Consider the following 13,699-nt stretch of genomic DNA (forward strand, 5'->3'; position numbering starts at 1 on the left):
CGGGTAGCAACTTTATTTTTTAATCCTTAGTTCTTTATCTAAAAACTACTTGGGTTTATTTCTATTATTACCCTAACATTTGACTTATTAAGTGTTTTTTCATAAAAATCTTTAAATACTTTTTTATCCTCTTCAGTTTTGTACTCAAATACGTACATAAGATAATTGTCTAAAACTACTTTTTTGATAATTTTTAACCCTTTAAAAAACTCTTCTACATAATTAGAAAATAATGAGCTTTTTAAATTTTTTGTAAATATTTCTAATTTTATAGTTTTTATAAACGGAGGAAGATTCAGTTTTTTTCTTTTCCTCAACTCCCAAGTCAAAAATTTATAAATATCAAAGTTAAAATTCTTTATTTCCTTCTCTTGATTTGTAATTATAACGTAATTTTTTTCACAAACTGTTATAGGAAGCATTACTTTTTTGAAAAATTCATATTCTGACCTAAAATCTGGAAAATCTAATACAAAATCTGGGTAAACATTTATAACTGTCTCAAACTTTCCTATCGTTAAAGTTTTCAGTTCTAAACTGCTGATTACCTTAAACTTATTCCATAAGTTAGCTGGAAGAGATTTTTTTAAATAAAGTTCTACTTTTTCTTTTCCAAATCCTGTTTCTGTAGTCTTAAAATCACACTCAGGACATAAAGAAAAATACTCATACCTTGCTTTACATCTGCCACATTCTAAGTATTTCTTTCCATCTTTTAGATGAACATTTAGGTGATAACCACATTTTTGACAAACAGCTTGCCAGCCACATCTTTCACATACAAGTAAACTTGAATAGTAGCTTTTATTTGCCACAATTAGACAGCTTCTGCTTTTTGTAATAAAGTCTTTTATTATGTATAAATCGTTATTTATATTTTTATGAGGTATAGTTTGAATATTAAGTGGATTTATTTGGGGTTTCTTATTTAAATGTAAAATCTGCTTTTTTTGTAAAGATAAAAAGCTTTCTATTGATGGAGTAGAAGATGCAAATATAATTGGAATTTTTTTCTCTTTATTAATATAATAGGCAACTCTTTTGATGTCTATTTTAGGCGTTCTTTTGGTTTTGTAGACTTTTGACTCTTCCTCCTCTATGATTAAGACTTTCAAGTTTTTTACAGGTACAAGTGCAGATGAAACGGTTCCTATAAGAATAACATTTTCTTCCATAGCTCTTTTCCATATCTGCCACTGGATAGAAGGAGAGATTGAGTCATTATAAACAAAAACATTCTTAAAACTCTTAAAAAGAACTTTATAATAAATATTACAAAGCTCAACAGAAGGAAGTATTATATGAATACTACCATTTTTTATTTTATGTGCCAGCTGTAAATAGTAGTTCAACCTTTTTTCTGGATAGAATTCATCAAAAAGATAGATTTTGTCTTTTAGTATGTTAATCCCATCATAAACTTCTTTGTATTCAGAAAAGACAAAAGAATCTTTTACTATACTCAAACCTTCTTTTACTTCAATATATCCTTTATCCATCAAAGATTTTATAGTTTTTTTATCAAATCCTAACTCTCTAAGTTCTTCATAGGTTAGATAGTCATTTTCAGAGAGTAATTCTAACAACTCTTTTTGTTTTAAACTTAATTTTTTTACTTCAAAATCTTCTTTTAAGAAAAAAACTTTTCCGATAAAAGGGTCTTTTATATTTTTTTCTCTTATTTTATTTGGTACAAAATAATCAACTGTTAAACCTATCGGTGAAATATAGAATTGTGAGATATCTTTTATTATGTTTATCTCTTTTTCTGTAAAAACTTTATCTTCTACAGAGAAAACATTTTTTATTTGAGGTAAATCAGAGCGACTTTTTACATCTAAAATTATTCCGTAATGTTTTTTTGATTTAAAAGGGACTTTTACTTTTCTGCCTATAAGGTCTGTTTTATTTAAGTGTAAAGGTATTTTGTAAATAAAAGCATTAAAAATAGGGACTGGGACTGCAACTTCTACAAAAATTTCTTCCAAGATTTCTCTACTGAATCTCTTCAATAATAAAGTTTGTGTTTGTGTATATACAGATTTCTCCAGCTATCTTCATAGCTTCTTCTACTATCTTCCTTGCGTCTAAATCTGTATTTCTATACAGTGCAAGTGCTGCAGACCTTGCATAATCTCCTCCAGACCCAATAGCCAAAACTGGTTCATCTGGCTCTATAATGTCTCCGTTTCCTGATAAAAGCAGTATATTTTCTTTGTCAGCTGCAATCATAACAGCTTCTAACCTTCGTAAGTATTTATCAAGTCTCCAATCCTTTGCAAGTTCTACAGAAGCTCTTATAAGATTACCTCTGTGTTTGTTTAACTTTTCTTCTAACCTTTCCATAAGTGCTAATCCATCTGCAGCACTACCTGCAAATCCTACAACTACTCTTCCTTCGTTTAATTTTCTGACTTTTTTAGCTGTTTGTTTCATTACAGAAGAGCCGAGTGTAACCTGTCCATCTCCTGCCATAACGGTTTTACCATTTCTGCGGACAACCAATATAGTTGTACTTCTAATTTTTTCCATCTTTTTCCTTTATAATTTTTGCTATAGGGTCTTCTTTTTTTGAATTTTCAGAAATATACTCTTGAATACTTTCCATTGAATCTTGCGTAATTAACTCTTTCATGTTTGCAGGTATCCTTTTAGCAAACAAAAATCTTCTTATATAGTAGTCTTGATTTATATCTGCAACTTCAACTCTTCTTCCTCTTGATGAAGCGTGAATCATTTTTCCATTACCTATATATATACCTACGTGGGAAGGATAACTAGCATATGTCGCAAAAAATAAAAGGTCTCCCGGTTTTAGGTTCTCTCTTCTCACAAAGTATCCATATAGTGCTTGCTCCCTTGCAGTTCTTGGCATTTTGTAGCCTGCAAGCTCAAAAACGTGCTGAACAAATGAAGAGCAATCTATACCATCTATACTATTTCCACCAAAACTGTATTTAGTACCTAACAATCCTATTGCGTACTTGTATATATCTTTGTTTGGTTCTAAATCATCTCCGTAAACTCTTGGTCCATAAGAGTAAGAAACTTTTCTAACTTTTAAATCCAATTTTGAATGTTTTGAATGTTTTGAGATATTATGTGACTTTTTATAACTTACACTTTTAGTGTGCTTTTTTCCTGTTTTTTTTGTTTTAGCTTCTGCAACCGATGGTACTATTAGTATTGCAGAAGTCAGGAAAATACCTATAATTTTTCTTAATGCTTTCATCTGCTTCCCCCTATTCTTTCTACCTCTCAAAAATTATAACACTCTATTTTCGGTTTGTAAACTTTTTTACTTTAAATTATAATAAAACTATTAAAATCCCGGAGTTAATTAAAATAATGGTAATGCTACCTATATATAAAAAACTTAAAATATTTTCTAAACAAAGTGAAGAAGCTAAATATTTTTCCAAAAATTTAAACGATTGGCTCATAAAAAAAGGAATAGAATCTCAAATAATAGAGAATGTTCAAGATTTAGAAAAAGAAGAGATTAAAGATATAGATGCATTAATAGTTGTAGGTGGAGATGGTTCTCTTTTAATAGCGTCAAGAAGAGTAGCCAAGTATGGTATTCCACTGATAGGAATAAATCTTGGAAGATTAGGTTTTTTAACTGAGATAAATAAAGAAGAAGCTTACGAAAAATTAGAGGAGCTTTTCTCTAAACCTTTATGTGTATCAAAAAGAATGATGCTTAGAGCAACATTAAAAAGAAACGGTAAAGAAATTTTAACAGCTGATGTACTGAATGATGTTGTTGTAAATAAAGCAATTTTAGCAAGGATTGTAGATGTAGCAGTTTACGTAGGAGATAGATATATAACAACCTATAACGGCGATGGTATTATAGTAGCTACGCCAAATGGTTCTACTGCTTACGCTCTTTCTGCAGGAGGTCCAATCGTATATCCTCCTTTGGAAGTGTTTGTTTTAGTACCTATATGTCCACATACTTTAACAGATAGACCTATTATACTACCAACAACAGAGCCAATTACAATAAAAATAGTATCCGAAGAAAAAGACGCTTGGCTTACATTAGACGGTCAGGAAGGAACACAACTTTTTTACGGTGATGAAATAATAGTAAAACAATCTCCGTACTATACTTTCATAGTTAGAACTCCTTACAAAAATTACTTTGACATACTAAGAGAGAAGCTAAATTGGAAATAAGAGTTGGAATAGGATACGACTTACACAAACTTGAAGAAGGAAGAAAGTTAATAATAGCAGGTGTAGAGATTCCCTCTGATAAAGGATTTTTAGCCCATTCCGATGGTGATATATTTTTCCATGCTTTAACAGATGCTCTGTTAGGTGCTATCGGTTATGGTGATATAGGACAGCTATTCCCTGACAGTGATGAAAAGTTTAAAAATGCTCCAAGTGAGATATTTTTAAGAGAAGCAAAGAGGATTATTGATGATAAAAAATATAAAATTGTTAATATAGATGGCGTTATAATAATAGAAAAACCAAAATTATTGCCTTACAGAGAAAAAATGATAGAAAATACAGCAAAAATACTACAAATCGAAAAAGAGAGAATATTTTTAAAAGCAAAGACTAACGAAAAGATGGACAGTATAGGAAGACGAGAGTCAGCTGCTTGTTATGTTGTGGTATTATTAAAAAAGGAGGATTAATATTATGAAAGATATAAACTTAGATACAACAGTTGAGCAAGTTTTAAGGAAGTATCCATTTACAAGAAGATTTTTTGAATCTAAAAATATGTACTGTAATATATGTGCGTGTAAACCTCACGAAAGACTGCAGATAGCTGCAATAAACTACGGTCATGACCCAAAACAATTTGTAGAGGAGTTAAAGCAGTTTATAGCAGAGTATGGAAAACAACAATCCAGCTAAAAATCTTATAGAAAAACTTATAAATGCAGACGATACCTATTTAAGTAGAGTAAAAAATTTAAGTGATACTCTAACTACACTGTTAAAAGGGAAAGTTCCTGAGGGTATAATTCAAGACTTACATTTCTTAGACAGTATGAACCCAACTAAAAAAAGAAATTTTTTAAGAATAATACTCTCTCATCTAAACTCTCAACCTTATAAGGAAGTTAAACCCACGGAAACAGAAGAAAAACCTAAAAATAGATTTACAATTTTTGACCTTGAAAAGTATCAGATAGAAAACCTCTCATCTCTCACAACTTTAGAAAAAAAATCTTTTAAAAAAATCATGTTAAAAAATGTTTACCAAGCTCTTTACAACTTTCCTGAAAAGTATGAAGACAGAAGAGTTAAAAAAATACTTAAAGTTAAAGATGGAGAGACAGGGACGTTTTACGCACAGGTAGAAGATATAAAAAGAGTAAACAGAGGAAAGCTGAAAGTTGAAGTTATTTTAAAACAAGACAATGTCTCATTTTCTGCTTTGTTTTTCTACGACAAACCATACCTTTACACATATTTTAGAAAAGGCAAAACTGTAAAACTTTTTGGAAAAGTGAATGTCTATAAAAAAACATACTCTTTAGTTCAGCCAGAATTGCTTGAAGTAAAAGAAGACTCTATAGATACTATAGCTCCTGTTTATTCACTTCGTGGAGACAGCTCCATAAAAACTACAGGACAGACTATAAATCATCTAAGAAGAGGAATATTTAAGATAGTAGAAAAGTTTTCAGACGTAAAAGATTTCATTCCTTCTTATATCTTAGAAAAATATGGATTTCCACCTCTATCAAAAGCGTTAAAATTTGTCCACCATCCAGATGAAAACGCTGACGTTGACGATTTAAACAACTTTCAGGATATACACCAAAAAAGACTTATATTTGATGAGTTATTTTTACTGCAACTTGCACAAAAATACAGAAAAGCTCTTCTACAAAGACACCCATCTTATAGTATAAAGGTAAAAGAAAATTTTCTTCAAGAGGTAGAAAAAAACCTTCCTTTCCAGCTTACAAACGCTCAAAGAAGAACGATAAAAGAGATTTTATCGGATTTAGAAAAAGACATACCAATGAACAGAATGATTCTGGGAGACGTTGGAAGTGGGAAAACAGTTGTAGCTGCAATAGCATCTTTGGCAGCTGCCTTAAATAATTACCAATCAGCAGTAATGGCACCAACAGAAATACTTGCACAGCAACACTATAACAACTTTAAAAACTTCTTAAAACCTTTCTTAAAAGACTATGAAATAGCACTTTTAACAGGTAGTCTCTCTTCATCGGAAAAAAAGAAGATATACAAAGCTGTAGAAAGTGGTATAGTAAAAGTAGTTATTGGAACTCACGCATTACTTGAAGAAAAACTTAAATTTAAAGATTTAGCTTTAGTAGTAGTTGACGAACAGCATAGATTTGGAGTAGAGCAAAGAAAGTCTTTAATAGAAAGGTCAGAGAAAAAACCTCACGTAATGGTTATGACGGCTACACCAATACCAAGAACATTAGCCCTTGCATACTACGGAGACTTGGACATCTCTAAATTAGATGAACTACCAAAAGGTAGAAAACCTGTAAAAACAGTTATTCTTTTTGAAAGAGAAAGGGATAAACTTTACAGTGTTATAAAACAAGAGTTAGAAAAAGGAAGACAAGTATTTGTAGTCTATCCTTTAATCCAAGAGTCAGAAAAGACAGACTTAAAATCAGCTGAAGAAGGATTTAAACACTATCAAGAGGCTTTTCCAGATTATAAGGTGGTTTTACTACATGGTAAGATGAAACAGGAAGAAAAAGACAGAATAATGCAAGAGTTTAAAGAAGGAAAAGCTCATATACTTGTATCAACAACAGTTATAGAAGTAGGAGTTGACATACCAAACGCAACAGTAATGGTTATAGAAGAAGCTCACAGATTTGGACTTTCTCAAATTCACCAGTTAAGAGGTAGAATAGGAAGAGGACAGTATGAAGGATACTGTTTTTTAATGGCTCCAGATGAACTGTCTCAACCACAGCAAGACTCCTCAAAAGAAAAATCAAGACTAAAAGCGTTAGAGAGGTTGAAAATATTAGTTAAAACCAGTAATGGCTTTGAAATTGCAGAAAAAGATTTAGAGCTAAGAGGTGCAGGAGATATAGCGGGAACAAGACAGTCTGGAGAAAGTGCCTTTATGTTAGCAGATTTAAAAAGAGATGAAGAGTTATTAGAGATAGCTACAAAAGAAGCTCAAGAGATTATAAACCAAGACCCAACACTTAGTAAATATAAAGAGTTAAAAGATATAATTTACAAAATGTATGCTGATAGATTTGACTTGGTAAATATTGCATAGTTAAAACACAGAATCTATAATTAATTAAATCAATCAAATATCGGGGGGACAAATGGATAAAAGAAAAAAAGTAGAAACAATAGAAGAAACAGAGTTTGAAGAATCAGAAAAGCAGGAATATCACAAACCAGAACCAGATTTAGAAGCTGTATTTACAGGATCGGAAGCTCTAAAAAAAGCTCCTAAGATTTATGGTGTATCTACGGGGGTTGAAGGGTTAGATGATTTATTTTTTATTGTAACAAGTGAAGGAGGAAAAATCGTTAAGAAAACGTTAGGTGGCATTCCAGCTTACTCTGTAATGAATATTACAGGTGTATCAGATACAGGAAAATCTCTTATGGTAGAGCAATTTACAGTCCACCAAGCAAGTAAAGGAAATAAAGTTACATTTATAACAGTTGAATCTCCTGCTAACTTTGTAGTAGCTTCTTTAAAACTCAGAGCTTCTGCAATGGGATTAAACTTTGACGACTTTCAAGATAATATTATTCTAATAGATGCAGCTTCTTCTACTAAAATAAGAGAAAATGTTCCTGATTTACTTGCAACTCTTGCTTACGTTATCCAGCAGTATAAAGTAAAGTTTACAGTAATAGACTCAGTAACTGGACTTTTTGAAAACAAAGAGATGATGGCAAGAGCCATAGTAAGAAGATTGTTTAACTTTATGAAAAAATGGTATCAAACTGCTTTATTTGTGTCTCAAAAGAGAAGTGGACACGAAGAATTAACAGCAGAAGCTGCAGGTGGTTATGCGGTAGGACACATAGTAGATGGAACTATGGTATTGGCAAAAGAGCTGATAGACTCTCCATTTAAAGCAAAAATGTACAAAAAAGAGATAGGAGATATTGTAAGACTTTTTAGAATAGATGGTTGTAGAATGTCTGGACACGATACAAAAACACACTTTTTAGAAATAACACAAACAGGATTAGTAAAAATAAAACAACCTATAGGAGGTTGAAAAAATGGTCATTCAAATCACATCAATCCCAGAAAACACACAAGATGTAGAACACTTAGTAAGTAGAGTTTTTTTCAAATCAATTGACCTACTGGGAGGATTAAGTAAGTTAGCGGAGTTTAGAACGTTAACTTGGCTTCCATCATTGGCAAGAGCTTCTTATGTTATTGTTTTAAGAGAAGAGTATCTAAAAACAGAAGAAGAGATAGCAGAAAAAGTAGGGCTTACTAAAAACACTGTAAGAAACATACTCAGAGCAGACCCTACTTTAGCATTAGAAAAGATTAAAAAGTTGGAAGAGCTTGCTAAAGAAGAGCTTAAAGGAATGAAAGTTCACACTGCAGGTGGTATAACAAAACTTGCATACAAAATGATAAAAGAAGGTCAAGACGCAGAAACACTTGTTCACCACTGTCAAATTGTATCTACAGAAGTTGCACAAATATTAGATGTTCCATGGGCTTATATGGTACTAAAACATATAAAAGGTATAAAGTATCCAATAACTGAAGCTAATCAGTTATTAGAAAGATTAAAAGACGTAAAAATAAAAGGTCATGACGCAGCTGAAATTTTAAATAAACTACAGTATCCAATTAAAAATCCAGCTACACTTTTACACGAAATAAAGCAAGTATTAAGTAGTAAAGAAGAAGCTACTTACGGTATCTAAATAGATATCAAAATCAGCTTCTTAATCAATAATGGTGGGGTTTATATACCTCTGCCGATTTTTAATCTTAGTTAATCCAATCCTGTTTTATAACCCTAAGAACTTGATAATAAAAAACTTTAGGTATTTATTTTAAGCTTTCTTAATTTCACTATGGAAAATCATATATAGATATGCCTATATAATCTATGCCATGTCTATAATTGTCTATAATAATGTTAGAATTAAATACTTTACAGTTAGCAATTATTAACTTAAAATATTGTATGGAGGTTTAAAATGAAAACTGTTTGTATTTATCATAAAAACTGTACCGATGGAACTACAGCAGCTGCAATATTGCTGCTGAAATATCCTGATTGTAAAGCATTCCCATTAGACCACAACTATAGAGATGAAGAGTTTCAACCAATATTAGAAGAAGTAGATGAAAACACTACAGTTTATATAGTAGATTTTTCAATTAAACAACCATACTTTGAAAAGCTGATAAGTAAGGCAAAAGAAGTTATAAATATAGACCACCACATAAGCGCAAAAGATATGTTAGAAGAGTTTACTAAAAAATATAATAACTTTAAATTAGTTTTTGATAACGACAAATCAGGTGCATCTTTAACTTGGTATTATTTGTTTGGCAATGAACCACCACCTATTGTTAAGTATGTTGAAGATAAAGATATATGGAAATGGACTTTTGGAGATACAACAAAATACGTCAACGATTACCTATTTTTATATACCAATAAACCAGAAGAGTTAAAACAATTTTTTGACAAAGATGTAAACGAAATTACAGAAAAAGGTAAGATAATAAATCAATATACTACATACCTTATAGATAGCTTTGTAGAAAAATCAAAAGACCTTTATATACAAATTGGAAGTTATAAAGTAAGAGCTTACAACACAGGACTATTCCAATCAGAGATAGGGAACAAGTTAGCAACTTTACACGACCAAGCCGTCTGTCTGTTTTCTATTAACGGAGACTATGTAAAACTAAGTTTTAGAAGCCTAGACCACCATAATCCTTCTGCACTCGATTTAGCAAAAATGTTAAATGGTGGCGGGCACAGAAATGCAGCTGGAGCTTCTATAAATTTAAGAGAGTTTTGTAATATATTACTAATATAAAGTGAGGTGTAGTTATGCTTCAAGCAGGTGAAGACCTTTCAACAAAAGAAAAAATAATATTAGCAGGTGCAGAAATCATAATAAAGGAAGGAATAAGAAAGTTCACGGCCAAAAACATAGGAAATAAAGTTGGAATTACAGATGCAGCTATTTACAAGCATTTTACATCTTTAGATGAAATTATTATTGAAATTATAAACAGGTATATATCAAGATGTTCTCAAAGTGTAGATAGAGCAGTATCTATGAATCTGTCTACAGAAGAGACGTTAAAACAGGTTATGAGAGAGCATATAAAAGTCTTAGAAGAGACAAAAGGCGCTGTACCTGTTTTATGTTTTGAGTTTAGCCGTTCTGGAAATAAAAAATTCTTTGATATACTCCATGGATTTGTAGAAAGTTACAAAGAAAAATTATCTCAGATTATAGAAAAAGGTATAAAAGAAGGAATAGTAAGGGAAGATATAGACCCTAAAGAAACTGCAATGCTTTTTGTTGGTTTAATACAGGCAAAAGTATTTGCATACGTGATGGAAAACAGAGAAGGTCCAATAATAAGAAATCCAGAAGGCTTAATATCAGAGTTATTCTATGGAATTATGAAAAGATGATAGCAGTTGTCCAAAGAGTTTTGCATTCAAAAGTAGAAGTTGAAGGTAAAGTAGTAGGAGAGATTGGAAAAGGTTTAAATATACTTTTAGGCATTGGAAAAGAAGATGAAATCTTAGATATAAATAAACTTGTTGATAAAATTGTTAATTTAAGGATATTTGAAGATGAAAAAGGAAAGATGAATTTTTCACTACTTGATATAAAAGGAGAGATATTGGTTGTATCTCAATTTACACTCCTTGCAAACTTAAAAAAAGGCAGAAGACCGTCTTTTGAAAATGCAGCAGACCCAGAAAAAGCCAAATTTCTTTACCAAGAGTTTGTGAAAAAAATCTCAAAATTTGCACCTACAAAAACAGGAATATTTGCAACTGATATGAAAGTGTATATTTTAAACGATGGACCTGTCACATTTATACTTGATTCAAAACTACTTTAAACTTACCTTCTAAACCAAGGTTTTTTCTCACCCTTGGCTTCTCGAGGAGGGAATATACTTCTATACAAATTTTTCCAAAAAACTTTAGCCCGTGTGGATTTATAAGCCCAAATAGAAACAGACACAGATAGAACTATCCACAAAGGAATAAGAATTTTTATTAATAACTCCGTTGCCTGTTTTTCCATTTGATTAAAGGCAGATGGGTCAACCATAACTACTTCCACCCTTGCAGTTTTCTAATAAAAAGTATATCTTATTTTAAACTTTTTTCAAGGAGGGAAAACTGAAAAGGTTAAAGATAAACGTAATAAGCTTAGGATGTCCTAAAAATTTGGTAGATACAGAAAATATACTTGGAACATTAAATACCACAAATGTAGAGTTTACGCCAAGTAGTGAAGAAGCTGACGTAATACTTATAAACACCTGTGGTTTTATAGATGCAGCAAAAGAAGAGTCTATAAACACAATATTAGAAGCTGTATCCTTAAAAGAAAAATCAGACAAAAAGATAATAGTAACTGGTTGTCTAGTAGAAAGATACAAACAAGAGTTAGAAAAAGAGATTCCTGAAGTTGATGAGTTTATAGATTTAAAAAATCAGACAGTTATTCCACAGAAACTATCAATAGAAGTAAAACCTGAAAGTAAAAGAATTATATCAACACCAAAACATTTAGCATACTTAAAAATATCAGAAGGATGCGACCATACTTGCTCTTTCTGTGCTATTCCAAACATTAGAGGAAAGCATAAAAGCAGACCTATCCAAGACCTTGTAGAAGAAGCAAAATATTTAGCAGACCAAGGAGTAAAAGAGCTAAATGTAGTATCTCAAGATACAAGCTACTACGGAACGGATATTTATGGCAAACCTATGCTTTTTGAACTTTTAAGACAGATAGAAAAAATAGAAGGTATAAAATGGATAAGACTTTACTACCTTTATCCTACAACAGTTAACGAAGACTTTTTTAAATTCGTAAAAGACAGTCAAAAAGTTTTACCTTACATAGAGATGCCTATTCAACACACAGAAGACCACATTTTAAAAGATATGATGAGAGGTTATAGAAAGAAAAAACTTTATCAGATATTAGAATGGAAAGAAAAGTACACTTCAGATATGGCAGTAAGGAGCTCTGTAATAGTAGGTTATCCAATAGAAAAAGAAAAAGACTTTTTAAGTATGCTTGAGTTTCTAAAAGAGGCAAAGTTTGACTGGCTTGGAGTATTTACATATTCCCACGAAGAAAGAACGCCTGCGTATGAGAAACACAAAGATAAAATTTCTAAAAAAGAAAAGTTGAGAAGATTTAACGAAGTTGTTAAACTTCAAGAAGATATAACTTACGAAAAAAACCTTCAAACAGTTGGAAAAGAGTTTGAGGTAATTATTGATGGCTTTTCTGAAGAGTGGGAAACCTTGCCTATTGGAAGGTCATACAGGTCAGCTTACGATATAGATGGAATAATTTACATAGAAACTACTCAACCTTTAAAAACTGGTGATATAATAAAAGTCCAAATTAAAGAAGTAGCAGACAAATATGACTTAGTTGGAGTAGAGGTTTGAGGAAATTAAAAGATATAAGACCGTTAGAGTTTAAAGATGGATTTTTGTTTGTTATAAATCAACTGAAACTTCCCCATGAAATACAGTGGCTTAAACTCTCTAATTTAGAAGATTACGAAAAAGCTATAAAAGATATGATAGTAAGGGGAGCTCCACTTATAGGAATAGTAGGAGCCTACGGTTTTTATCAAGGTATAAAAGACGGTTTGCCTGCTCAAGAAGTCTATCAAAGACTAAAAAATACAAGACCCACAGCTGTAAATCTCTTCTGGGCTTTAGATAGAATTCTTAACTTTTATAATAAATACAAAGAAGATTCTGATATTTTACAAAAACTTTTAAAAGAAGCTCAAAGGATAGAGCTTGAAGACTATCACGCCAATAGAATGATAGGTGGATATGGTGAAGTTTTAATTCCTGATAACTCAAATGTACTTACCCACTGTAATACAGGTGCTTTGGCAACAGCAGGATGGGGTACTGCTTTAGGTATAATAAGGTCAGCTTGGGAAAATGGTAAAAACTTAACTGTTTATGTAGATGAAACAAGACCTTATCTACAAGGTTCAAGATTAACTGCTTGGGAACTTTTAGAAGAAGGAATACCCCACTACATAATAACAGACTCTTCAGCTGGATTTTTAATGTCAAAAGGTGTTATAAATGCGGTTGTAGTAGGTGCGGACAGAATAACTGTTAACGGAGATGTGGCAAACAAAATAGGAACTTACTCTTTATCTGTATTAGCAAAACATCACAACATTCCTTTTTATGTCGCAGCTCCTACATCTACATTTGATTTATCGTTAGAAAGTGGAAAAGATATTCATATAGAAGAAAGAAAGGAAGAAGAGGTAAAAAACTGCCATTGCTGTCCAGTTGCTCCGGAAGGCTCAAAAGCCTTAAACTATTCTTTTGATATTACTCCAGCTGATAACATAACCGCCATCATAACAGAAAAAGGTATAATCGATAAACCTAATAAAGAAAAGATTTTAAAATTTTTTGGGAGAAAGTGA

At 31.4% G+C, this 13,699-nt stretch carries 14 protein-coding genes; 11 read left to right on the plus strand and 3 right to left on the minus strand.

The window, feature by feature from the left end:
* Positions 1 to 38: 38 nt before the first annotated feature.
* Genes Q385_RS0102000 through Q385_RS0102010 form a run of 3 tightly spaced genes read right to left on the minus strand, consistent with a single transcriptional unit; the run spans position 39 to position 3,232 of the window.
* Positions 39 to 1,988 carry a primosomal protein N' family DNA-binding protein gene (locus Q385_RS0102000; protein ID WP_028950062.1) on the minus strand — a complete coding sequence of 650 codons (1,950 nt, stop codon included), beginning with the start codon at positions 1,986 to 1,988 and terminating at the stop codon, positions 39 to 41.
* Positions 1,989 to 1,995: 7 nt separating this feature from the next.
* Positions 1,996 to 2,532 carry an ATP-dependent protease subunit HslV gene (gene hslV, locus Q385_RS0102005; protein ID WP_028950063.1) on the minus strand — a complete coding sequence of 179 codons (537 nt, stop codon included), beginning with the start codon at positions 2,530 to 2,532 and terminating at the stop codon, positions 1,996 to 1,998.
* Positions 2,519 to 3,232: a C40 family peptidase gene (locus tag Q385_RS0102010; protein ID WP_028950064.1), complete on the minus strand. Its 714-nt coding sequence runs from the start codon at positions 3,230 to 3,232 to the stop codon at positions 2,519 to 2,521. Before Q385_RS0102010 ends, hslV begins: the two co-directional genes overlap by 14 nt.
* A gap of 116 nt (positions 3,233 to 3,348) precedes the next feature.
* On the opposite strand from Q385_RS0102010, the gene Q385_RS0102015 reads away from it, so the two are divergent.
* From Q385_RS0102015 to mtnA, 11 genes are all read left to right on the plus strand, one after another.
* Positions 3,349 to 4,188 (plus strand): NAD(+)/NADH kinase, encoded by an 840-nt coding sequence (locus Q385_RS0102015; protein ID WP_028950065.1) that lies wholly within the window; start codon positions 3,349 to 3,351, stop codon positions 4,186 to 4,188.
* Entirely contained in the window at positions 4,179 to 4,661 is a 483-nt protein-coding gene (gene ispF, locus Q385_RS0102020; RefSeq protein ID WP_028950066.1) for a 2-C-methyl-D-erythritol 2,4-cyclodiphosphate synthase, read from the plus strand. Before Q385_RS0102015 ends, ispF begins: the two co-directional genes overlap by 10 nt.
* Positions 4,662 to 4,665: 4 nt before the next feature.
* The gene (locus tag Q385_RS0102025; protein ID WP_028950067.1) at positions 4,666 to 4,887 is read left to right on the plus strand and encodes a hypothetical protein; all 222 of its coding nucleotides are present in this window, start codon (positions 4,666 to 4,668) and stop codon (positions 4,885 to 4,887) included.
* Positions 4,865 to 7,270: an ATP-dependent DNA helicase RecG gene (gene recG / locus Q385_RS0102030; protein WP_028950068.1), complete on the plus strand. Its 2,406-nt coding sequence runs from the start codon at positions 4,865 to 4,867 to the stop codon at positions 7,268 to 7,270. The genes Q385_RS0102025 and recG overlap by 23 nt, the downstream gene beginning before the upstream one ends.
* A 52-nt stretch (positions 7,271 to 7,322) precedes the next feature.
* On the plus strand, positions 7,323 to 8,240 hold the full coding sequence (locus Q385_RS0102035; RefSeq protein WP_051524376.1) for a KaiC domain-containing protein: 918 nt from the start codon (positions 7,323 to 7,325) through the stop codon (positions 8,238 to 8,240).
* 4 nt (positions 8,241 to 8,244) lie between these two features.
* Positions 8,245 to 8,913, plus strand: coding sequence for a helix-turn-helix domain-containing protein (locus Q385_RS0102040; protein ID WP_028950070.1), 669 nt, complete (start codon positions 8,245 to 8,247; stop codon positions 8,911 to 8,913).
* Between the two features lie 279 nt (positions 8,914 to 9,192).
* Positions 9,193 to 10,050, plus strand: coding sequence for a DHH family phosphoesterase (locus Q385_RS0102045; protein ID WP_028950071.1), 858 nt, complete (start codon positions 9,193 to 9,195; stop codon positions 10,048 to 10,050).
* 14 nt (positions 10,051 to 10,064) lie between these two features.
* Entirely contained in the window at positions 10,065 to 10,661 is a 597-nt protein-coding gene (locus Q385_RS0102050; RefSeq protein WP_028950072.1) for a TetR/AcrR family transcriptional regulator, read from the plus strand.
* Positions 10,658 to 11,101: a D-aminoacyl-tRNA deacylase gene (dtd, locus tag Q385_RS0102055; RefSeq protein ID WP_028950073.1), complete on the plus strand. Its 444-nt coding sequence runs from the start codon at positions 10,658 to 10,660 to the stop codon at positions 11,099 to 11,101. The genes Q385_RS0102050 and dtd overlap by 4 nt, the downstream gene beginning before the upstream one ends.
* Before the next feature lie 286 nt (positions 11,102 to 11,387).
* On the plus strand, positions 11,388 to 12,680 hold the full coding sequence (gene rimO, locus Q385_RS0102065) for a 30S ribosomal protein S12 methylthiotransferase RimO (RefSeq protein ID WP_028950075.1): 1,293 nt from the start codon (positions 11,388 to 11,390) through the stop codon (positions 12,678 to 12,680).
* On the plus strand, positions 12,677 to 13,699 hold the full coding sequence (gene mtnA, locus Q385_RS0102070; protein ID WP_028950076.1) for an S-methyl-5-thioribose-1-phosphate isomerase: 1,023 nt from the start codon (positions 12,677 to 12,679) through the stop codon (positions 13,697 to 13,699). The genes rimO and mtnA overlap by 4 nt, the downstream gene beginning before the upstream one ends.

The sequence above is a fragment of the Sulfurihydrogenibium subterraneum DSM 15120 genome (assembly GCF_000619805.1).
Taxonomy (GTDB): Bacteria; Aquificota; Aquificia; order Aquificales; family Hydrogenothermaceae; genus Sulfurihydrogenibium; species Sulfurihydrogenibium subterraneum.